Raw genomic sequence first — 21,085 nt, forward strand, 5'->3', positions numbered from 1 at the left:
TCGGTACGGTCCAATTGCCGCTATACTCGTTTACTTGCAGAAAAGAATATGCCCGCTTGGCGGGTCTAAGGGTTAGTCGAAAGAGAGCACCCATGTCGAAAGGCACTTTCAGCATTACCACGCCAATTTACTACGTGAACGCCGCCCCTCATCTGGGCACGGCTTACACCACCGTCGGCGCCGACACGCTTTCCCGCTACAAGCGCATGGATGGCTACGATGTCGCGTTCGTCACGGGTATGGACGAGCATGGCCAGAAGGTGGCCGATACCGCAGAGGGCAAGGGCATGACGCCCCAGGCCTGGTGCGACAGCATGGAACCCGCCTTCCGCGACACGTGGGATCTGCTCGACATTAGCTACACCGATTTCGTGCGCACTACGCAGGACCGCCAGACGCGCACCGTCCAGAAGTTCTGGAATGATCTGTATGAGGCTGGCTGGCTGTACAAGGGCAGCTACGAGGGCTGGTACTGCGTACACGAGGAAACCTACTACGCGGAAAGCGACCTGGAGAAGAACGAAGACGGCGTGTACGTCTGCCCCGATTGCCATCGCCCCGTGCAAACGGCCAGTGGCGAGGAGAACTGGTTCTTCAAGCTTTCCGAGATGCAGGAGCCTCTGCTGAAGTTCTACGAGGAGCATCCCGATTTCATCCTGCCGCAGACGCGCCGCAACGAAATCGTGAAGTTCGTGGAAGGCGGCCTGAAGGACCTCTCCATTTCCCGCTCCACGTTCGACTGGGGCGTTCCGCTGCCGTTCGACGAGGGCCATGTGGCCTACGTATGGGCCGACGCCCTGCTGGCGTACCCCACGGGTCTGGGCTTTGCCGACCCCGATCGCGCAGGCGAGTTCGATAGCCGCTGGCCCTTCCAGTACCACTTCGTGGGCAAGGACATCACGCGCTTCCATTGCGTCATTTGGCCCGCCATGCTCATCGCTGCCGGTTGGCCGCTTCCCGAGCACGTGTTCGGCCATGGCTTCCTGCTCACCAAGGGCGAGAAGATGAGCAAGAGCAAGGGCAACGGCGTTATGCCGAAGGACCTGGTGAAGGTATTTGGCGTCGATGCGTACCGCTATTACTTCATGAGCGACGTGCAGTTCGGTCACGACGGCAACATCTCCATGGAGCGCATGGTGCAGGTCTACAACGCCGACCTGGCCAACACCTGGGGCAACCTGTGCTCGCGCGTGTTCAACATGACGGGCAAGTACTTCGAGGGCAAGGTGCCCGCAGCTCCCGCGTCTGCTGCCGAAAACCCGCTGCGCGAGGTGGCCGACGGCCTGTATGAACGCTACAACGCCTGCATGGACCAGGTGGACTTCACGGGTGCCGCTGCTGCCGTTCAGGAACTGGCCGGCCTGGTGAACCACTACGTCGAGGATTCCGCTCCATGGAATCTGGCGAAGGACCCGGCCAAGGCCGACGACCTGGCTGCCGTCATCTACAACGCACTCGAGGCATGTCGCATCATCGCCCTGTTCATGGCGCCGTTCATGCCCAACACGTCCAACGAGGTGTTCCGTCGCCTGTCGCTGGGCGACATCACTGCCGTAACCGACATTCAGGCCGCCAGCGCCTGGGGCCAGCTGCCCGTCGGCAATGCCGTCGAGAAGGGCGATCCGCTGTTCCCGCGCCTGGCCCTCGACGAGATCGATCTCAACCTGGAGTAGTCTATGACCGAAGCCGACCCCGTTTTCTACGACACGCTCTTCAGGAAGAAGCGCAAGAACGGTACGTACAAGATCGTGCCGGCTCCCCAGCTGGAAGGTGCTGTAGCCGATACGCACTGCCATCTGGGCATGGTGAGCCATTGCGACCTTTCCCTGGCGCGTGCCGCGGTATACGGGGTCGACTTTCTGTGCAACGTAACCGACATCGTGGAAGATGCCGGCTCCACGTATGCAGGGCTCGATGGCTGGAAGATGGGCGCCTCCGCCTGGCTTACCGAAATCGCCCCCGATCGCTTCGTCTCGCTGCCGAAGATTCGCCTGGCATGTGGCTGCCATCCGCATAACGCGAAGGGCTACACGGGCTTCACCGACGAGAAGCTGCAGGCGAAGCTGCGCGACCCCCGCACCAGCTGCCTGGGCGAGGTGGGTCTCGACTATCATTACGACCTTTCCCCGCGCGACGTGCAGCGTCGCGTGTTCCGTCGCCAGATTCAACTGGCGCATGAATCGGGCCTGCCCCTGGCTTTGCATATTCGCGAAGCGCACGATGATGCACTTGCCATCATGCAGGAAGAGGGTTTTCCCGCTGCGGGCACCATCCTGCACTGCTGCAGCTTGTCTGCCAGCGAACTTGAACCCTGGATCGAGGCAGGCTGCTACATCGCGTATGGTGGCGCCATCACGTTTGCGTCGTCCGACGATGCGCGTGAGGCCGCAAAGCTCGTACCCGAAGACAGGCTGCTTACGGAAACCGATTGCCCGTACATGACTCCCGTGCCGCTGCGTGGTGAGGAAAACGGCCCCGAATACATCATCTTCACCGCCGAGCGTCTTGCCGAAGTGCGTGGCATCGAGCCCGGCGAAGAGCGCCGGAAGTTCTTGAAGACCCTGCACGACAACGCCTTGGGCCTTTTGGATAGGAAGCCGACGGAATGGCAGAACGCACGATAATATGCGCTTCGCCTCGCTTAGCGGGGCGTTCTGCGAGCGCCGTAGCGCTGGCAGAAGGGCTGCTATCCCAGCGATTTCCCCAAGACACGCTTACGCGCATCGATTTGGCTCGCCTCTCTATCGCCCCTTGCGTGGGTTGCGATGCATGCCGAACGGCAGGTTCGTGCTTCCAGCATGACGACATGGACGGCCTACTTGCTACGCTTGCGCGTACGGATGAGCTGTTCATCGCAAGTCCCGTGTACTTCGCTGGCCCGCCTGCGGGGTACAAGGCGTTTCTCGATCGCCTGCAGCCTTTGTACTGGGGCGATGCACGTCACGGCAGGCGTAGGCCCGCGCACTTGCTTGCGGTGGGCGAAGGCGGCGATCCCTATGGCTGGGAGCCCCTTGCCGTCTGCACGTGTTCGGCGCTTCATGTGGCAGGCTTCAGCCTGCAGCGCAGCGTTGGATGCATTGGCGCTCATGCGCCGCTCGAAGAGTACGTTCACGAATGGCTCGGCATGCGTGATGGGGAAGAGCCCCTTCCGCCCGATGCCACTTCCGCGAAAGGAAACGAACATGGCCGATAAGCTTTCACCCCTGGCGAGCGTTTCCGCTACGCGCGACGTGCTCGATGCTCATGGCCTTGCCACCAAGAAGGCCCTTGGCCAGCATTTTCTCATCAATGATGGCGTGGTCTCCAAAATTTGCGACCTTGCCGAGCTCGGTTCGAACGATGTGGTTCTGGAAGTGGGCCCAGGCATTGGCACGCTCACTATCGCGCTGCTTCGCAAGGCAGGCACCGTCATTTCCGTCGAACGCGATACCGACCTGCCCGCCGTGCTCGCCCGCACGTGCGCTCCCTATGCATCCGCAATGACGTTTTACCTGGGCGATGAGGCCGAGGAGCGTCCTGTGCAGGGGGAGGGCGCGGTCTTCTCGCTTATCAGCAAGGATGCCTTGGAGCTGCAACCCGGCCAGCTGCCCGCTCAGCCGAATAAGCTCGTGGCGAACCTGCCCTATGCGGTTGCCGCCACGCTCGTGCTCGATGCGTTCCAGCGGTATGACTCCCTTGTCAGTGCCACGGTCATGGTCCAGGCGGAAGTCGCCGACCGCATGGCTGCGCATCTTGGCACGAAGAACTATGGCGGCTTCACCGTGAAGCTGGGCCTGTATGCCCGTCCCGCTGGCCGCTTTTCCGTGTCCCCGGGTAATTTCTTCCCGCCGCCGCGTGTGGATAGCAGCGTGATTCGCCTCGACCGCGTTTCCCTGGACGAGCTGGGCATTACCGAAGAGGAGCGTCGCGCTACGGCCGTCATGGCAGACGCCGCCTTCGCCACGCGCCGCAAGACCATCCTCAACTCGTCGCGTACGTACTTCTCGGGTCGTGCTGCGGCGTCGGGGGAGGGCGTTACGCCCGACGACCTGCGTGAGGTATTTGCCCAGGCGGGCATCGATGCTTCGCGTCGTGGCGAGTCCCTTTCGCTTCAGGAATTCATCCAGCTTGGTCGCGTTGCGCACGAACGTGGCATAGCGTAATCGCGCAGGGGTAACACCTGTCGCCAATTGTGAAACATCGGTTAAGATTACCTGCTGGGTATCATTCATCTGCGCTTTGATTGACGCGCGTGATAGAGTGTCGCTTGCCGTCTTTTATACGATATGACGCAAGGAAGTACGAATGGAACTAGAACAGCAGGTTAAAGTAGTCGATTCCATCCACCAGAAGCTCGATGAGTTCGTTGGTCAGCGCCTTTCGGTTCGCGCAAACATGGGTCGTTCGAAAATTGTTGAATCTGAAGGCGTGCTGGTGCAGGTTCACCCGCAGCTCTTCATTATGGAAGTCGATCGCAAGCGCGGTCGCACGTCTCGCCAGTCTTACCAGTACGTCGACGTCCTCACGGGCACCGTCGAGCTGAGCCAGAATGGCGAATCTCTGTTTGGATCGCTTATCGAATCTATCGCTGGCGACAACGAGGAATCCCCGCTTCCCATGATGGAATCCGCTCAGGTGGAGAACTAATTCATAAGTCTCTTTTCGCTTGACATGCAGCAGGACAATGGGCAAAATACCATCTTGCTGAACCAATGGGGATGTAGCTCAGTTGGGAGAGCGCAGCGTTCGCAACGCTGAGGCCGAGGGTTCGATCCCCTTCATCTCCACCATTGATCATGTAGGCCGCCCGCGTTATCGCGGGTGGCCTTTTTCGTATTCGCGACAGGGAAATCGAGGATGAGCCGTGATACATCAGATTACCGACCCAACCGATGAGCGCGTGAGGCCCTTCGCGGGTATGCGCGATGCGCAGCTTCGAGGCGACGAGGGCGTAGGCCCCGGACTGTTTATTGGCGAGTCGGCAAATGTCATCAATCGAGCTCTCGATTCGGGCGTAGCGCCCCATTCCCTGTTCATGGAGCAGAAGTGGGTTGACAAATCTCAGGAGCTCATCGAGCGCTTCGAAAGCCTGGGCGCGCCCGTGCTCGTTGCTGACCCGGTGGTGTTCAAGGCCATTACGGGATATGACGTCACGCGTGGTGCGGTGGCGTGCCTGTATCGCCCCCAGCTTCCCTCCGTGGACGAAGTGCTTGCCGGGGCAACGCGCATTGCCGTGCTCGAGGACGTTATGAATGCCACGAACATTGGGGCTGCATTCCGCTCTGCGGCCGCGCTGGGCATTGATGCCGTCTTGCTTACGCCTTCGTGCCACGATCCGTTCTATCGTCGTGCTGCGCGCGTTTCCATGGGCACGATCTTCCAGGTGCCGTGGACGCGCATTGGGCGCAAGCACGAGCAATGGGCAGCCGAGGGCATCCCTCTTCTGGAAAGCTATGGCTTTCAGACTGCTGCCATGGCGCTTTCCGATGACAGCATCTCCCTGGGCGACGACCGTCTGAACCAGTGTCCGAAGCTCGCCATCATCATGGGCACGGAAGGGGAGGGTCTGAACCCCGAAACCATCGCCCGAGCCACCTTCACGGTGAAGATTCCCATGGCTCATGGGGTCGATAGCCTCAATGTTGCTGCCGCGAGCGCCGTGGCTTTTTGGGAGCTTAGAAAACGCTATTAGTGGTACCCCATTTTTGCGGGTGATACAAAATATGCATTGCCCGAAAAAGCAGCCGATTCTGGCCCGGAGCGAAAAATTATGCGACAAACAGGCAAACTAAACGTTGTGTCTTAACCCACGTTTTTGTATGATTACGCGGTCAGGTCAAGAATCCCCCTTAATGGGTGATGTCTTGACGAGGGGTTTTACCTTACAGTGCGGAGGCGTGGAAGCGTGCACTTGCAGCTGCACCTTCCAACTGGAGGTAAACAGAGAAGCATTTGGAAGGAGGTTAGGAATGAGCGAGGAGACTAAGGGATCCACCACGGCCGCGACTCAGCAGGCAGCTGCAGAGCCTGCTAACAAAAAGAAGAAGTGGCCTATCGTGGTGGGAATCATCGTCGTTGTGATCGCTGTCGCGGGCATTGGCTTCTGGAACTGGCATAACCAGCCGAGCTTCTGCAACGCAGTGTGCCACACGTCGATGGATGCCTATGTTGCCACGTACGACCAGGAGGCTAACACCACCGGCGTCGACAAGTACGGCAACGAGGTATCGAACACCAATGCGATGCTGGTTGTGTCGCACAAGGAGCAGGGCGTAAACTGCCTGGGCTGCCATGTGCCCACCCTGTCGCAGCAGCTCACCGAGGTCGGCGAAACCATCACGGGCGATTACTATTACCCGCTGGAGGAAGTCGGCACCGAAGAGCTGATGGTGAACTCGGGCCACGCAGAGGGCACGGGTGATGAGTTCTGCCTGAAGAGCGGTTGTCACGACATTACGCGTGAGGACCTGACGGAGCTGACGTCCGACATGGACTTCAATCCGCATCGTTGGCAGCACGGCGAGATCGCTTGCAGCGAGTGCCACAAGTCGCACCGCGCGTCGGTATTCTACTGCACGCAGTGCCACTCTGAGGCTGCTGCTAGCATGCCCGACGGCTGGCTGACGTACTCTGATGGTCAGAAGGCGCTTGCTACGGCTGAAACGCTGTCGTAACGTCTGCCTAAGAGGCACCAAACGTTATTCGCTAGAGGGGTTTAGCGGATAACGAGCAATACGAAGGGACTTACCGGTTCGCCGGTAGGTCCCTCGTTGCGCTTTTGGGGGTATTGTCACTTCTGGAATGTCAGGGGTACCGCTCTGGTACCATTTGGTATTCTGGGTGACCGTTTTGAAACAGGTGGGAAGGTAGTTCATTGAACGCTAAAACGAAGAAGCGCATGATCGTCGTCACGGGCGTAATCGTCATGGTGCTCATCCTCATTCTTGCTATCGTGGGCGGCAGCACGGCTGCCAAGACCATCAGCCTCGCCGATGCGGCGAGCGGTCAATACGTTGATCAGCGTGTGCAGGTAACCGGCAACGTCGTGGAAAACTCGTACACGACTACCGGCAACGTGCTCACGTTTTCTATCTACGATCCCGATAGCGAAGATGGCTCCACGCTTTCTGTGAGCTACGACGGCGCCGCTGCTTCCACGTTCGGTAACGACGTGACCGCCATTTGCACGGGCAAGATTGGTGACGACGGTGTGCTGTACGCCAGCGAGATGGTCACCAAGTGCCCCTCCAAGTACGAGAGTGGCACCGAGGCCCTTACTGTCGATCGCATGATGGGCTATGGCTCCGACATCACCGGCACCACCGTTCGCGTGACGGGCAAGATTCAGGCGGGTAGCCAGAACGCTGCCGGTCAGGGCGATCGCTTCGTGCTCGAAGATGCCGATACGGGCGCAACTGTTTCCGTGCTCTTCGACGGTGCCGTTTCCGAAGAGACGCTTGCCGATGGCGCTTCCGTTGTCCTTACGGGCAATCTCACCGAAGATGGCAAGTTTTCCGCAACGAACGTGGCCCTGGCCGAATAGCCACGTCCGGTAAGAAAGGTTCTATCTATGGCATTCATTGGTTTGATGGGGCTGCTGGTTGGCTTTGCGGGCATCATCGTGTCCGTGGTCTGCCTAATCGCCGGCGTCGCCCTTCGCTCCCGCAATCCGCAGGGTGCGGGCGAGATGCTGGTATGGGGCGGTCATGTGGCCGTGATCGTCACGTTCCTGGCGCTCACGTTCTGCTGTGGCCTGCTCGTGTACTGCTTCCTTACGGGCGATACGAGCATCGAATACGTCGTTGGTGCGCAGAGCAAGCAGACGGGCATTCTGGGAACGCTGTATCGCATTTCCGGTCTGTGGGAAGGCCGCGAGGGCTCGCTGCTGTTCTGGGCATGGCTCATCTCGCTGTTTGCCTCCGTCATGTCGCTCCGCAACATGAAGCGCACCGAAAAGCTCGATAGCGTGGCGCTGGTCGTCATCCAGCTGGTGCTGGCTGGCTTCGTAGGCATTCTGCTCTTCTCCGAAGACAACTGCCCGTTCGTTGCCATGGCGGAAAGCTACTTCGATGCCGATGGAAACCTTACGGGCGCGGCTGCGCTGTGGGGCATGAACACGCTTCTGGAGCACTGGGCCATGGCCATTCATCCGCCTGCGCTGTTCATTGGCTATTCGGGCCTTACCGTCCCGTTTGCCTATGCCGTGGCCACGCTGGTCATCGGCGATAGCAGCGATGCCTGGGTACGTCGTTCGCAGCGCTACACCATGGTTGCCTGGTGGATGCTGGGCATCGGCATTGGCCTGGGTTCCGTGTGGGCTTACGTCGTGCTTGGCTGGGGCGGCTACTGGGGCTGGGACGCCGTGGAAAACGCCAGCCTTCTTCCGTGGCTCGTGGGCGTTGCGCTCATCCACAGCCTTACCATCTACCGTCAGCGCGGTGCGTTCAAGCGCTGGTCCATCATGTGCGCGTGCATTACGTTCGCGTTCGTTATCACGGGTACGTTCATTTCCCGTTCCGGCCTGATCGAATCGGTGCACGCCTTCGAGGGCGACCCGGTTTCCCTGGCGCTGTTCGGCTCGCTCATCGTGCTTTCGCTCCTGGCTGGCATCGTGGGTCTGGCGCTGCGCTGGAAGCGCTTCGCCCCCAAGAGCGCTGCCGACGAAGCGGTGGACTCGCTCGCTTCCCGCGAAGCTGCCTACTACTTCAATAATGTGCTCATGCTCGTCTTTGCCATCCTGGTGTGCTATCTCACCGTGGCAAGCGCGCTGCCCAGCTGGATGCCCTTCGGCGGCACCAGCGTGAGCACGGGTACGTTCAACGCCGTGGCGCGTCCGCTCGGCGTGTTCTATCTGGCCGTGCTGGCCGTATGCCCCCTGCTGGGCTGGACGGTCACGCAGCGCAGCGCCTTCCTGGCGAAGGCCAAGGTGCCCGCTATCTGCGCTCTGGTGCTCTTCGTGGTGCTGGTGGTCTACTCGTTCATGTACCTGTTCCCCAGCTACGATGCCATTATCGACGCTGGTGGTAGCGCGGGCATGGGCTTGGCTGCCGAAGGCCCGGGTTGGTACTACAAGGGCCTTACCATCGTGGGCTTCCTGGTTGCCAGCATCCTGTTCTTCAACACGCTGTTCCTCATTGGTCGCACGTGCAGCGCCTACGCCAAGGCTCACGGCACGAACCCTGTGGCATCGATCTTCAAGATGATTGGCGGCAATGCCTCGCGCATTGGCGGTTACACCGCTCACCTGGGCATGGCCGTTATCCTTATTGGCCTCATCTGCTCTTCCATGTACGTCACGGAAAAGACGGGCTACATTACCTATGACGAGGAATCCGACACCGCCGAAGAATTCACCATCCAGGACTTCACGCTGAAGTACACGGGTAACGAGATCTTCGAGGGCGATAGCGGCAACGATATCTACTACGTCGTCGAATTCGACGTGTATCGCAATGGCGAGTATATTGGCCATGTTGCCCCGAGCATGCAGCTGGTGGAAAGCACGCAGCAGACCAAGTCGAACGCCGCGGTGATTAGCTTCGCCGAGGAAGACCTGTTCGTGGTGTACAAGGGCGTGAACAATGCAGGCGACTACAGCTTGGATGTTCGCGTGAACCCGCAGATCAGCTTGGTATGGGTTGGCTTCGGCATGCTCATGCTCGGTTCCGCGATTGCTGCCCTGGGTCGTCGTACCCGCAAGCAGATGGCGGATGAGGCACAGCCGGTTTCCCTGCCCAACAAGGAGGATTAGGGTGGAAGACGCCCCTCACGCCGCAATTGAACTTTCCCATGTCAGCAAGGTATTTGGTCAGCGAAAGGCCGTCGATGATCTTTCGCTGACCGTTCCCGCCGGGGCGTTTCTTTCCATCTTCGGCCCGAACGGAGCGGGGAAGACCACGCTTCTGCGCATGCTTGCCACGCTCTCGCGTCCTACGCGTGGTCGGGCGAGCCTTTCCGGCATCGACCTGAAGGACGATCCGGATGCCGCGCGTGAGCATATTGGCCTCATCTCGCATAACTCCATGCTCTATGGCGACCTTACGGCCGAGGAGAATCTGCTCTTGGCCGCACGCCTGTATGGCATCGTGAACGCGCAGGAACGTGTGGACGAAATGCTCGAGGCCGTGGAGCTTTCGCATCGACGTCTCGATACCGTGCGTACGTTTTCCCGCGGCATGACGCAGCGCCTTTGTATCGCGCGCGCCCTGCTGCACGATCCCGACGTCGTGCTGCTCGACGAGCCGTATTCCGGCCTCGATCCGCACGCAATGGAGATATTCGATAGCCTCATCGAACAGGTGCGCAGCGGCCGTACGTTCGTCATGGTGAGCCACGACCTGCGCAAGGGCTTCGGCGTATGCACGCATGCCCTGGTTATGGCGAAGGGTCGCAAGGTTGCCTATGCGCCCAAGGAGGACATCGATTTCCAGGCGTTCGAAGAGCTGTACAAGAAGACGGTAGGGATGGGGGTTTCCTAATGGCCGTTTCGATCCGCAAGCCGTCTACGTTCCAGCAGTACCTGAACCTGCTGGGGAAGGACCTGCGCCGCGAATTTCGCACGCGCGAGATGCTCACCGCTATGGGCATCTACGCGTTTCTGGTGCTGGTGGTGTATGGTGCCGCTTTGGCTCAGACGGCAAATACGTTCGATATTCTGCAGATGAGCGCGGGCCTGCTGTGGGCCCTCATCGTGTTCACTTCGCTGCTGGGCTTGAACCGCAGCTTCGCGCACGAGCAGGAGAATGGCTGCCTCGAGGGCATCTTGCTGGTGCCGCTCGATCGTAGCGTGGTGTTCCTGGCGAAGGCCACGAGCAACCTGCTCTTCCTGCTGGCAGTGGAAATCATCGTCCTGCCGCTGTTCTATTTCTTCTTCCTCACCACTACCACGCCAGCCGATACCTGGCCCATGCTATTCCTGCCGTTGCTGGTGGGCACCATTGGCATTGCCGGCATCGGCACGCTGCTCGCCACCATCACGGTGAATACGCGTGGCAAGGACGTCCTGCTGGCCGTGTTGTTCATTCCGCTGATCTATCCGCTGCTTTACGCCTGCGTGTCGGCTACTACGGTCGTCATCGCCGGCGGCGACGTGGAGTCCATGTTCGTGCCTGCTCTTGCCCTGGCGGGTGGCTACGACGTGGTCATGGTTCTGCTTTCTTGGGTGCTGTACGATTTCGTGATCAGCGCCTAGGGTGATTGTTGTAACGCTACGCGTTTAGAACTACGACAAAAGGAAAGGTATGACTAGTAAAACTACGAAAAGCCCCCGCGTGGGTGGATGGTGGGATGGCATTGCCCCCGCTATCACGCTCGTTGGTGCGCTGCTGACTACCGCGGGTTTCGTGCTGGCATTTACGCTGGCCGGGCCTGTTAACGGTGCTGCCATCGACGGCGTCGAGGTCATCGGCGGCCAGATGGTTGCCAACCAGCTGCTCTTCTCGCAGAAGATCTTCTACTTCCACGTACCCACTGCCATTGCCAGCTTCGTTGCCCTGGCGGTTGCCGCGTACTACTGCGTGCGCTTCCTCATGACGCGTGACGCTGGCTACGACCTGCGTGCCAAGGTTGCCACGGAAGTCGCGCTCGTTTTCGTCATCGCCGTTATGGTCACGGGCGAGATGTGGACGCGCTTCGAGTGGGGCGTCTGGTGGACGTGGGAGCCTCGCCTTACCACGTATCTCATCCTCATGCTGCTGGTCATTGCGTACTTCGTGCTGCGCGCTTCCATCGACGATCCCGAACGTCGCGCCGTGTTCGCCAGCGTGTTTGGCCTAATCATGTTCGCGGACGTTCCCGTGTGCTTCATGATCACGCGCCTCATTCCCTCCAGCGTGCATCCCGTTATCTTCCGTACCGATTCGGGTCTTTCGCCCGATATGCTCGTGCCGTTCCTGCTTTCGCTGTTCGGCATGCTGTTCGTCACGTATGGCCTGTTCCGTCTTCGCGTACGCGCGGCGGAGCTCGATGCCCGTGCCGAGCGAATCAAAGAGCAGCTTGACGACTAACCCGAAGGAGCAATCATGAATCCCATTCTCGAACAGATCTACGCGACCATCCTTCCTTCCGCCCCTTATGTTATTGCGGCGTATGCGCTCGTTTGGCTGGCGCTTTTGGTGTACGTTGTACTCATCACCGTCCGTCTGAAGAAGACCGAAGCTCAGATGGCCGTGCTGGAAGAGGCGTTGGCTGCCAAGGAAGCCGATGCCACCGACAGCATCACCAAGAAATAGCTTTACCAAGAAGGAAGTCGTTACATGAAGGCTCTTATTCCTGCAGCTGGCATGGGTACGCGTTTTCTGCCTGCCACCAAGGCGGTTCCGAAGGAAATGCTGCTCGTCGTCGATCGTCCGGTAATCCAGTACGTCGTCGAGGAAGGCCTGGCCTCCGGCGCCGATGAAGTGGTTATCATCAACAGCCGCGAGAAGAAGGCAATCGAAGATCACTTCGCTCCCGATCCCCAGCTCGAGGAAACCCTGGTGGGTCGCGGCAAGAAGGCCTACGCCGAAGCTGTGCATCATGCGGGCAATCTGCCCGTGAGCTTCGTCTACCAGGACGAGCCCCTGGGCCTGGGTCACGCCGTGCGCTGCGCTGCCGAAAAGACGGGTGACGAGCCCTTCTTCGTGTTGCTGGGTGACGTTATCGTTCCCGGCAACGACATGCTCAACCGCATGAAGGCCATTTCCGACGAGCACAACGGCGCAAGCGTCATCGCAGTGCTTCCCGTGCCCGACGATCAGGTAAGCCGCTTTGGCGTCATCGATGGCGTGGAAGTCTCCGAAGGCGTTTGGAAAGTCAATGGCCTGGTGGAAAAGCCTCCTGTAGAGGAAGCTCCTTCGAACCTCACCGTGTTCGGTCGTTACCTGCTTTCTCCGCGCGTTATGGAGCTCCTTGCAAGCGTGAAGCCGGGTGCGGGCAACGAAATCCAGCTTACCGACGCTCTCGATGCCGTGCTGGCCGAAGAGGAAATGTACGCCATGGTCATCAGCGACGACGAGGGCTTCGATACGGGCACCGTTGCCACGTGGCTCGACACGAACAACCGCCTCTACGCTCGCAAGAACGGCTAGTTGGTCGCTACATAGCTTGCTCAGCAAGGCTCCGCCGCTTGGTGGGGCCTTGCTTCTTTTATGCCTCCATCTGCGATTACAACTAGCGGTGTTGGGCTGGTGATGCGGTGCGCGTTCGGGTTCGGGATGAACATGGCATAGCGGGTGCATTTCTACTCGGAGACTGCGTCCCGCCGTTAGGCGGACGTCAAATTGAAAATGCGCAAATCCGAGGTTCTATTTTGCAAAAATGCTGACGTTTACACGCTGTAGCCTTCGTTTTCCCTGCCGAATGGGGCGGGGAAGGGTTCGCCTGTGCCCTCATAGCGACGTTGCTCCAGGTCGTCATTGCTCGTATGAGGGGCGAAACATAGATCGACGTGTAAACGGCGACATTTCGTGCATTTTGTCGGCTGATTTTGCTCAGTTTGGCGGCGATGCCTATCTTGGGATTCGGGCGAGCGATTTTCATGCTCCGTGGACGGAGGGGGCGTTGGTTGTACCTCGTTCATAGTGAAGTGATTCGGGGGCTTTGAGGGGCATATCACGCCTTCATCTCGTTGATGACCCATAAGGTTTCAAGCACGTCGAGCGCTCGATAGAAGCCGTGAGAAAAGAGAATGGCCCGAGCCAGTAAGGGAGTGGGCTCGGGCCTGCAAGGAGGGATGGTGCTTACGCACCCGCTGCCCGGTAGGTTAGGGAGGAGGGAGAACCGGACAGCTTCAAACTTTAGGAGGGATACCTTTCGTCTGATGACCCAATTATAAAATGCGGGAATGCAGAAACCACGACCTGGGCGTGCGCGTTTTATGAATCGCGTATCGGGATAGTAACAGGCCTACCCCAAGGGCGTTACAAACGGCGTGCTGCCTGCCCTGACGGCTCGATTTCGTTGAGTAGCTCGGTTGGGGCGTGGTCCATTTATCGGGGCGCTGCGGGGTTGGGGCGGTATACTTACATGAACGATTTTTCGGCCAGCTGCGCTTCGTGGCATGCATGGCCATCGAATAGTGAGGAACATCATGGCGGATATCCAATTGCGCTTCCACAAAGACATGCTCGTCCTTTCCGGTTCGCTATCCCATGCGTTTGGAATCCAGGGGTTCGACGAAGCGCAGCAAATCCTGCTTCCCGTCATCGAGCCCGAAGTGGTCGAGGAGACCTTGCGCCTGCAGCTGGCCACGGGCGTGCCTTGTCTGGTTGCTCCCACGGGTGCCATCACGCGTGCCCGTCTGGCTCACGTACGCGCCTCGGAAAAGGATGCCGAAATCGCCCAGGCTGCGTTGCGTATTGCCTCGGCATTCAAGCCGCAGCATCTTATCGCAAAGATCGGCGCTACTGGCTTGCCCATCGACCCTTCCAGCAAGTCTTCGCTCGTGGCGAATCGCGACCAGTATGCCCGTGCGGCCACGGTGCTGGGGGAGGAGGGCGTCGATGCCTTCTTCCTGGACGGCATGGCAAGCCTGGACGACATCCGTTGCGCGCTCATGGGCATTCGCAAGGAATGCTCCACGCCGGTGTTCGTGTCGGTGGATGCCGCCGAGGATGGCACGTTCGCGGGTGGCCGCGAAAGCGTCGAGGATGCAGCGCGCTTGGCCGTGGAGTTCGAAGCTGACGTGTTTGGCTTCCGCGCCTCCGCGGCACCCGAAGCGCTGTGCTCGCTGGCTCGTCGCGTCGCCGATGCCACGCCGCTGCCGCTACTGGTGCAGTTCGATGTGCCCGAGCCTCCTGCACGCCGTGCGACGCTCAACCCTGGCCCCTTCGATTCGCCCGATGGCATGGTTGCCATTGCGCGCGACCTGCGTGCCGCTGGCGCTCAGTTCCTGCGCGCTACGGGGAAGGCCACGCCGGCTTACACGGGCGCGCTTGCCGCTTCCGTGGCTGGCCTCGACTGCGTAAGGTAGGTGCGTATGGCCATTCGCCAGCCCATTAGCAATATCAACCGCAGCGACGATTACGGCGCGTTGCAGCGTGTGGTTTCCGAGCTGTACAGGCATACCGATATGGTGAGTCGCATGGACGTGGTCGTGCTGGTGGAATCCTACGACCTTCCTGCCGATTTGCAGGAAATCGTGTCGCTGCTGCCTCCGGGCTACTATACGCGCGAGCGCTTGTGCGACCAGCTGAATTCCGCGATTTCCGGCCATGCGTGGGGACAGGTGTACGGAACGGTGGAGTAGGGCGTAGCGTTCGCCCCTGAAACGAGAGGCGGGCAGACCATATGGCCTGCCCGCATAAAGCCTCACCCCCGCCCTAAGGATGAACCCACCTCAGAAAGGTGGGTGCCCGCAGCTTGTTTCCTGGCTTTCGCGCCAACGGGCGCGAATCTCCATTTCGCAAGCAATCTAGAGCTCCCTAACAAAATGCATCGGTCCATCGCAATATTACGGGGATCGAAGGTGAAGCCTAGTTAGAATATAGCATCTTGAGCGCCGAAATAAAGGCTTGATATCTTCTCCGTAATGTGGTGAAGTAATGGTATACGCGCGATATCCTTTAAAGCGTTTCCCCAGGAAAACGCTACTATCGAAATCTGCTTTCTGCCATTTCTGGCCGACGCGTCATGCCTTCTTCCGCGCCAGGACGCAACCTCCATCGCGATACGCTATCATATTGCGGAATTCGCCAACGAAAGGAATGCCGCAGATGACGCAGACTGCTCCCAAGGTCTCCATCCTCGTGCCCATATACAACACGGAAACGTACCTCGGAACATGCCTCGATTCGCTCGTAGGCCAGACGCTGAAGGACATCGAAATCATCTGCATCAACGACGGTTCCACCGATTCCTCGCTGGATATCATGCGCGCCTACGCCGCGAAGGATGCGCGCGTGCGCATTATCGACAAGCAGAACACGGGCTACGGTGACTCCATGAACCAGGGCCTTGCCGCTGCGCGTGGCGAGTACATCGGCATCGTCGAGCCCGACGACTTCGTTTCGAAGCGCGCTTTTGCCGCATACGTGAAGGCTGCCGAGCGGTATGGTGCCAGCGTGGTGAAGGCGAATTACCGTGAGCATAGCGAAGGCTCGTGGCGCGATCCCCTTGCCGTGGTGTATGGCCAATTTGCCTACAACGTCCCGTTTTGTCCGGCTGACAACCCCGCGATCGTGAACACCACGCCGAGCATTTGGGCGGGTCTGTATCGTCGTGATTTCATCTTGGGGCAGGGGATAAGCTTCAGCCAGACGCCTGGCGCCTCGTTCCAGGACGCTTCGTTTGCCCATCAGTGCTGGATCGCCGCCCCGCGCGTCGTGCTCCTTCGCCAGGGCTACCTGCATTACCGCACCGACAACCAGGCAAGCTCCTCCAAGTCGTCTGCCAAGGTATTCCAGGTTTGCTACGAATACCAGCGTACGTTCGATTTCCTAAGGAACCGCGGCCAGGACGCGTATCGCGCCTTCGCTCCGGCCCTGAACGCGGCACGCTGGAATGGCTACAAGTGGAACTACAATCGCATTTCCGCCGACAATCATCTGGCGTTTGCCCAGCAGTGGGCGCGCGAGATGGTCGATGCCCGCGAGGAGGGCATGCTCGACCTGTCGCTGCTGCCAGCGGTCGATGCGGAAAACGCCCAGCTTCTCATGGGCGATGCGCAGGAGTTTTGCAATCGCTTTCCCGACGAAATCGCCTAGCCGTTACTTGTGTTTAATGGCCGCAAACACCCGTGTTGGCAAGCGGGCCGCGCCCGTTTTGGGTTACTCTAAATGCTTATGTATGGCGTAGATAGCAAGAGGTAATCAGTGAGTCGCAAGAAGAAAGATTACAACGTGCCGCGTGGCGCCAATCGAATGCAGGGCAATCCCTACGCCCAGAATCCCTATGGCGGGTACGGTAATGGGGCGTACGGCGCGAATGGTGGCTATTCCGCGTATCAGAATGGCGGATATGCCCAACCGCATCAGGCGTACGGTCGCCCGGTGAATGCCCAGACCCCGTATTCCCAGAACCCGTACGGTCAGCCTCAGTACGGCAGGAACCCGTATACGAATAACACGCAGGGCCAGCCTTACGACTACGCTTCCAGCGCACGTCGTCAGAATGCCCAGCAGGGTCAGTACAACCCCTATACGCGCCAGGCCCAGCAGAACGCCTATCAGGCGGCCATGGGTGGCGCTCCCCAGAACGCATATAACTACCAGGGCTATTCCCGGGCCGCACAAGATCAGCCCGTCCACGGCCGGCATGCCAAGGGCGCAGGCGAGGCATATGGCTCCCATGCCAGCATGCCCTCTGCCACGGGTGCCATTGGCAAGCGCAAGATGAAGCGCGGTAAGAAGATCGCCCTCATCATTCTGGGCGTCATCTTGGCTCTCTTGCTGGTTGTGGGGGCGGCATTCGCTTGGTACATGAGCTCCATCGATAGCGCCATGAAGCTCGATGACGCCGATGGCGTCAACGCCGCGCTTACCGACACGGCCATGGATGAGCCCTTCTACGTGCTCCTTCTGGGCAGCGATTCGCGCGAAGGCTCGTCCACGGAATCGTATAACACCACCAACGCGTCCGACGTGATCATTCTGGCGCGTGTGGATACCACGAACAAGCAGGTCACGCTCGTGTCCATTCCGCGCGATACGGCATGGACGGATAGTTCGGGCAACACCGTGAAGCTCGACCAGGCCTACCAGGAAGGTGGCGCCGCTACGAGCATCAAGGCGGTTGAGGGCATTACCGGCGTGAAGATCAGCCATTATGCCGAGATTCGTTTTGCCGAGTTCGAGGAGCTCATCGATTCCCTTGGCGGCATCGACGTGAACGTGCCCACTACCGTTTCCTACGCCGACGCGCTTACGGGCGAGCAGGTCACGGTGGAGGCTGGCGAGCAGACGCTCAACGGGCAGGAAGCGCTCATCTTCGCGCGCGCCCGTCACGATTACGCCTCCGACGAGGAATCGAACAGGCAGAAGGCCGTTCGTCAGATCGTGGGCGCCATCGTCACGAAGATCCAGTCGAAGTCGGCTACCGAGCTCCCCGGCACCATCATGAAGATTGCCTCGTGCGTGGGAACCGACCTCAATAGCCAGGAACTGCTTCAGCTTGCCCTGGCGTTCAATGGCGGCGTTACCATGTACAGCGGAAGCGGCCCCTCGGCGGGCGATTATGATTCCGCCATGGGTGGCCTGTGGTTCTGCTACGATGACCCCACAGGGTGGTCGAAGCTCATGCAAGTCGTGAACTCGGGAGGCGATCCCTCTTCCGTAAGCTATTCGGGCGACGTGGTTACGCTGCCGGGCTCTACGGAGGAAGTGACGGTCTCCTAAGAGGATAGACGAACGGGGCTGGCGCAATGCAGGGTTTGCGCCGCAAGGGTCCCGTTCGTTGAAATGGGAAAGGAATAGGGGAATGAAGAGGAATGTTGCGAAAGCGCTAGCGCTTGCCCTGGCTCTGTGCCTTGGCGTGTTTGGCCTGTCGGGGTGCTTCTGCTCGAAGCAGGAGACCACTCAGGAAGAACCGACCTCGAATGTGTCGGATAGCAAGCCCGAAGTGGTTGTTCCCACCGAACCGTTCTACGTGCTCGTGGTGGGCGACGATAGCCGCACGGGTACCATCGAGGCGGAGAAGGAGAACCAGTCCGATACCGTCATGCTGGTGCGCGTCGACCCCACGACGTACCACATCACCATCGTTTCCATTCCGCGCGATACCACCACGAACATCAACGGCACCGACACGAAGTTCGACCAGGCGTATCAGTATTACGGCATCGAGGGTACCGTTCAGGCCGCCGAGGACCTTACGGGCGTGAAGATCTCGTACTACCTCGACATGGGTTTCGTGGGCTTCGTCGACTTCGTTAACGACATCGACGGCGTCGACGTTACTGTGCCTATGACCATTTCCCTCACCGACATCATCACGGGCAAGAAGATCACCGTCGAAGAGGGCGATCAGCATCTGAACGGCAACGAGGCCCTGGTGTACGCTCGCGTGCGCAAGGCGTACGGCGACGACATGGAGGCCATTCGCCAGACGCAGGATCGTCAGGTTCTGCAGAAGCTCATTACCAAGGTGAGCCAGATGCCCGCCGACCAGGCGAGTGCCGTCGTGCCCGTGTTCGTTTCCGCGCTCACCAATACCAACATGGATTCTGAAGTGCTCGCGAAGCTCGTCGAGAACTTCTGCAATAACAGTGGCTCCATCACGTTCGATTCCACGAGCGGTCCGTATCAGGGCAGCATCGTGAACGACATCTGGCTTATCCCGCGCGACGAGGAAGCGTGGGCCGAGCTCATGGCCGTGGTGGATGCCGGCGGCGATCCTGCCACCGTTATCGCCCCCAAGAACGTCAACTAACGCAATGCGCAGTCCGCAGGCCGTCTCATCAGCGAAGACGTATGTGGGCTGCGCTGTTGTGTGGTAGACTTACCGGGTTGCATTAGCTGGATGGACACAGATTGATAAAAACACTCACCAATATCCTGAAGGACAACTGGGAATGGCGTACGCAAATTGGCCATCTCGCTGTCTTCGAACTGAAGAAGCGCGCGCGTGGCGCCGTGCTCGGATGGGCGTGGCTCGCCATTAAGCCCATCGTCTTCGTAGTCGTGTTCTGGTTCGCCCTTGAAGTTGGCCTGCGTGCAAGCAGCACCACGTCGGGAGCGTATCCGTACTTCGTATGGCTCGTCGCGGGCCTTATCCCGTGGTTCTTCATGTCCGACATGACCAATACCGGTTCCGACGTACTGCATAGGTATCCGTACCTGGTCAACAAGGTGAAGTTCCCGCTCAGCGGCATTTCCACGCTGTATACGCTTTCCACCTTGCTCATCAATTCGGTGTTGTTCGTGATCCTCATGGTCATATACACGGCGTACGGCATGCCCTGGGACATCTACCTCATTCAGGTTCCCATCCTGCTCGTGCTCATGTCGGTGTTCTGGAACATGGTTTCCATCATGAACTCGCAGCTCTCGGGCATGAGCAAGGACTTCGGCCAGCTCATGAAGGCACTGAACAATCCGTTCTTCTGGCTTTCGGGCATCCTGTTCAACATGCAGATTCTGGGTCCTGCGGGCTTTGGCTGGGCGGCCGATATCATGCTGTTCAACCCCATTACGTTCTTCGTTACCGCATTTCGCGATGCGCTCTGCGAAAAGGTCTGGTTCTGGGAAGACCCGGTCTTCTTTGGATGTTTCTGCATCGTCTTCGTGGTAACGCTTGTCGTGATGGTTCTGGTGTATCGCCACTTCAACGAGGAGGTGTCCGATGCCCTCTAGCGCCGAGGAAAAGCTTCATCAGGTGCGCCTCGTACGCGATGCGCACAAGACCACCAGCGACGAGACTGCTATCCGCTTCGAGCACGTTACCAAGCAGTACAAGCTGTACAAGAACGAACGCAGCCGCTTCCTGGGTATCTTCAATACGAAGTCACGCTCCCTGGTAGGCGTGGTGAATGCTAACGACGATTTGTCCTTCGAGGTGAAGAAGGGCGAGGCCGTAGCGTTGGTGGGTCGCAATGGTGCTGGCAAGTCCACCGCCCTGAAGATGATTACGGGCGTAAGCCATCCCACAAGTGGCATCATTACCGTGAATGGCAGGGTAAGCGCCCTGCTCGAGCTGAACGCTGGCTTCGATGGTCAGCTTACGGGTCGTGAGAACCTGGCGCTTCGCAGCCAGGTGCTCGGCATGACCAAGGCGGAGTTCCACGAGGTGGAAGAGCAAATCGTCGAGTTCGCCGAACTGGGCATCTACATTGACCAGCCCATGAAGATGTACTCGAGCGGCATGAAGGCCCGCCTGGGCTTCGCGTTGGCTGCCACTATCGAACCCGACATCCTCGTAGTCGACGAGGCGCTTTCCGTGGGCGATCGCAAGTTCCGCGCGAAGTGCATCGAGCGCATGTCCGACATCATGTCGAACAAAGATGTGACCATCATGTTCGTGACGCACGAGTCTAAGGCCGCCCAGGAATTCTGCACGAGGGGCATTGTTCTGGAACAGGGCAAAATGATGTACGATGGTGACATCGAGGACGCTGTCGATTACTACAACAACGAAATCATTCAGCTGCCCGACAATGGCAAAAGCGCGCCAAACGCATCAGCGTAAAACACGT

At 59.2% G+C, this 21,085-nt stretch carries 21 protein-coding genes and 1 tRNA gene; all 22 read left to right on the top strand.

Translation table 11 applies throughout. The features are described from left to right. Positions 1-92 precede the first annotated feature (92 nt). The 22 genes from metG (at position 93) to AAY81_RS02945 (ending at position 21,078) form a co-directional block, all read left to right on the top strand. Positions 93-1,673 carry a methionine--tRNA ligase gene (gene metG, locus AAY81_RS02835; RefSeq protein WP_066661121.1) on the top strand — a complete coding sequence of 527 codons (1,581 nt, stop codon included), beginning with the start codon at positions 93-95 and terminating at the stop codon, positions 1,671-1,673. Between the two features lie 3 nt (positions 1,674-1,676). Continuing rightward, complete coding sequence (locus AAY81_RS02840) at positions 1,677-2,624, top strand: TatD family hydrolase (protein ID WP_082867829.1); 948 nt, start codon at positions 1,677-1,679, stop codon at positions 2,622-2,624. Then, positions 2,606-3,193, top strand: a complete 588-nt coding sequence (locus AAY81_RS02845) for a flavodoxin family protein (RefSeq protein WP_066661122.1) — start codon at positions 2,606-2,608, stop codon at positions 3,191-3,193. The genes AAY81_RS02840 and AAY81_RS02845 overlap by 19 nt, the downstream gene beginning before the upstream one ends. Next, complete coding sequence (gene rsmA / locus AAY81_RS02850) at positions 3,183-4,142, top strand: 16S rRNA (adenine(1518)-N(6)/adenine(1519)-N(6))-dimethyltransferase RsmA (protein ID WP_066661123.1); 960 nt, start codon at positions 3,183-3,185, stop codon at positions 4,140-4,142. The genes AAY81_RS02845 and rsmA overlap by 11 nt, the downstream gene beginning before the upstream one ends. Before the next feature lie 142 nt (positions 4,143-4,284). Next, complete coding sequence (locus tag AAY81_RS02855; protein ID WP_066661125.1) at positions 4,285-4,626, top strand: Veg family protein; 342 nt, start codon at positions 4,285-4,287, stop codon at positions 4,624-4,626. Positions 4,627-4,693: 67 nt separating this feature from the next. After that, positions 4,694-4,769, top strand: a tRNA-Ala gene (locus AAY81_RS02860). Positions 4,770-4,843: 74 nt separating this feature from the next. Then, the gene (locus tag AAY81_RS02865; protein WP_338030602.1) at positions 4,844-5,671 is read left to right on the top strand and encodes a TrmH family RNA methyltransferase; all 828 of its coding nucleotides are present in this window, start codon (positions 4,844-4,846) and stop codon (positions 5,669-5,671) included. Between the two features lie 277 nt (positions 5,672-5,948). After that, positions 5,949-6,653: a cytochrome c3 family protein gene (locus AAY81_RS02870; protein WP_066661127.1), complete on the top strand. Its 705-nt coding sequence runs from the start codon at positions 5,949-5,951 to the stop codon at positions 6,651-6,653. A 200-nt stretch (positions 6,654-6,853) separates the two neighbouring features. After that, positions 6,854-7,522, top strand: a complete 669-nt coding sequence (locus AAY81_RS02875) for a cytochrome c maturation protein CcmE domain-containing protein (RefSeq protein WP_066661137.1) — start codon at positions 6,854-6,856, stop codon at positions 7,520-7,522. A 27-nt stretch (positions 7,523-7,549) separates the two neighbouring features. Continuing rightward, positions 7,550-9,730 carry a heme lyase CcmF/NrfE family subunit gene (locus tag AAY81_RS02880; RefSeq protein ID WP_066661148.1) on the top strand — a complete coding sequence of 727 codons (2,181 nt, stop codon included), beginning with the start codon at positions 7,550-7,552 and terminating at the stop codon, positions 9,728-9,730. A 1-nt stretch (position 9,731) separates the two neighbouring features. Next, entirely contained in the window at positions 9,732-10,457 is a 726-nt protein-coding gene (locus AAY81_RS02885; protein ID WP_066661151.1) for an ABC transporter ATP-binding protein, read from the top strand. Then, the gene (locus tag AAY81_RS02890) at positions 10,457-11,170 is read left to right on the top strand and encodes a heme exporter protein CcmB (protein WP_066661153.1); all 714 of its coding nucleotides are present in this window, start codon (positions 10,457-10,459) and stop codon (positions 11,168-11,170) included. Before AAY81_RS02885 ends, AAY81_RS02890 begins: the two co-directional genes overlap by 1 nt. 49 nt (positions 11,171-11,219) lie before the next feature. Next, positions 11,220-11,984 carry a cytochrome c biogenesis protein gene (gene ccsA, locus AAY81_RS02895; protein ID WP_066661155.1) on the top strand — a complete coding sequence of 255 codons (765 nt, stop codon included), beginning with the start codon at positions 11,220-11,222 and terminating at the stop codon, positions 11,982-11,984. 15 nt (positions 11,985-11,999) lie between these two features. Continuing rightward, complete coding sequence (locus AAY81_RS02900; protein ID WP_066661158.1) at positions 12,000-12,209, top strand: CcmD family protein; 210 nt, start codon at positions 12,000-12,002, stop codon at positions 12,207-12,209. A 24-nt stretch (positions 12,210-12,233) separates the two neighbouring features. Continuing rightward, complete coding sequence (locus AAY81_RS02905) at positions 12,234-13,046, top strand: UTP--glucose-1-phosphate uridylyltransferase (protein ID WP_066661159.1); 813 nt, start codon at positions 12,234-12,236, stop codon at positions 13,044-13,046. Between the two features lie 1,001 nt (positions 13,047-14,047). Then, positions 14,048-14,929 carry a homocysteine S-methyltransferase family protein gene (locus AAY81_RS02910; protein WP_066661160.1) on the top strand — a complete coding sequence of 294 codons (882 nt, stop codon included), beginning with the start codon at positions 14,048-14,050 and terminating at the stop codon, positions 14,927-14,929. Positions 14,930-14,935: 6 nt separating this feature from the next. Then, positions 14,936-15,205, top strand: a complete 270-nt coding sequence (locus AAY81_RS02915) for a hypothetical protein (protein ID WP_066661161.1) — start codon at positions 14,936-14,938, stop codon at positions 15,203-15,205. Positions 15,206-15,671: 466 nt separating this feature from the next. After that, positions 15,672-16,661: a glycosyltransferase family 2 protein gene (locus AAY81_RS02925; protein WP_066661162.1), complete on the top strand. Its 990-nt coding sequence runs from the start codon at positions 15,672-15,674 to the stop codon at positions 16,659-16,661. Between the two features lie 108 nt (positions 16,662-16,769). Next, complete coding sequence (locus tag AAY81_RS02930; RefSeq protein WP_143117328.1) at positions 16,770-18,290, top strand: LCP family protein; 1,521 nt, start codon at positions 16,770-16,772, stop codon at positions 18,288-18,290. Between the two features lie 82 nt (positions 18,291-18,372). Then, entirely contained in the window at positions 18,373-19,323 is a 951-nt protein-coding gene (locus AAY81_RS02935; RefSeq protein ID WP_066661164.1) for an LCP family protein, read from the top strand. A gap of 101 nt (positions 19,324-19,424) precedes the next feature. Beyond that, positions 19,425-20,246, top strand: coding sequence for an ABC transporter permease (locus AAY81_RS02940; RefSeq protein WP_066661167.1), 822 nt, complete (start codon positions 19,425-19,427; stop codon positions 20,244-20,246). After that, a complete protein-coding gene (locus AAY81_RS02945; protein ID WP_066661170.1) occupies positions 20,236-21,078 on the top strand; it encodes an ABC transporter ATP-binding protein in 843 nt (280 codons plus the stop codon). Before AAY81_RS02940 ends, AAY81_RS02945 begins: the two co-directional genes overlap by 11 nt. Positions 21,079-21,085 lie beyond the last annotated feature (7 nt).

The sequence above is a fragment of the Denitrobacterium detoxificans genome, from assembly GCF_001643775.1.
Classification (GTDB): domain Bacteria; phylum Actinomycetota; class Coriobacteriia; order Coriobacteriales; family Eggerthellaceae; genus Denitrobacterium; species Denitrobacterium detoxificans.

What these genes read in the sequence shown, in the direction of transcription:
- metG (WP_066661121.1), top strand. Translation starts at nt 93, where the DNA reads ATGTCGAAAGGCACTTTCAGCATTACCACGCCAATTTACTACGTGAAC.
- AAY81_RS02840 (WP_082867829.1), top strand. Translation starts at nt 1,677, where the DNA reads ATGACCGAAGCCGACCCCGTTTTCTACGACACGCTCTTCAGGAAGAAG.
- AAY81_RS02845 (WP_066661122.1), top strand. Translation starts at nt 2,606, where the DNA reads ATGGCAGAACGCACGATAATATGCGCTTCGCCTCGCTTAGCGGGGCGT.
- rsmA (WP_066661123.1), top strand. Translation starts at nt 3,183, where the DNA reads ATGGCCGATAAGCTTTCACCCCTGGCGAGCGTTTCCGCTACGCGCGAC.
- AAY81_RS02855 (WP_066661125.1), top strand. Translation starts at nt 4,285, where the DNA reads ATGGAACTAGAACAGCAGGTTAAAGTAGTCGATTCCATCCACCAGAAG.
- AAY81_RS02870 (WP_066661127.1), top strand. Translation starts at nt 5,949, where the DNA reads ATGAGCGAGGAGACTAAGGGATCCACCACGGCCGCGACTCAGCAGGCA.
- AAY81_RS02880 (WP_066661148.1), top strand. Translation starts at nt 7,550, where the DNA reads ATGGCATTCATTGGTTTGATGGGGCTGCTGGTTGGCTTTGCGGGCATC.
- AAY81_RS02890 (WP_066661153.1), top strand. Translation starts at nt 10,457, where the DNA reads ATGGCCGTTTCGATCCGCAAGCCGTCTACGTTCCAGCAGTACCTGAAC.
- ccsA (WP_066661155.1), top strand. Translation starts at nt 11,220, where the DNA reads ATGACTAGTAAAACTACGAAAAGCCCCCGCGTGGGTGGATGGTGGGAT.
- AAY81_RS02900 (WP_066661158.1), top strand. Translation starts at nt 12,000, where the DNA reads ATGAATCCCATTCTCGAACAGATCTACGCGACCATCCTTCCTTCCGCC.
- AAY81_RS02905 (WP_066661159.1), top strand. Translation starts at nt 12,234, where the DNA reads ATGAAGGCTCTTATTCCTGCAGCTGGCATGGGTACGCGTTTTCTGCCT.
- AAY81_RS02910 (WP_066661160.1), top strand. Translation starts at nt 14,048, where the DNA reads ATGGCGGATATCCAATTGCGCTTCCACAAAGACATGCTCGTCCTTTCC.
- AAY81_RS02915 (WP_066661161.1), top strand. Translation starts at nt 14,936, where the DNA reads ATGGCCATTCGCCAGCCCATTAGCAATATCAACCGCAGCGACGATTAC.
- AAY81_RS02925 (WP_066661162.1), top strand. Translation starts at nt 15,672, where the DNA reads ATGACGCAGACTGCTCCCAAGGTCTCCATCCTCGTGCCCATATACAAC.
- AAY81_RS02935 (WP_066661164.1), top strand. Translation starts at nt 18,373, where the DNA reads ATGAAGAGGAATGTTGCGAAAGCGCTAGCGCTTGCCCTGGCTCTGTGC.
- AAY81_RS02945 (WP_066661170.1), top strand. Translation starts at nt 20,236, where the DNA reads ATGCCCTCTAGCGCCGAGGAAAAGCTTCATCAGGTGCGCCTCGTACGC.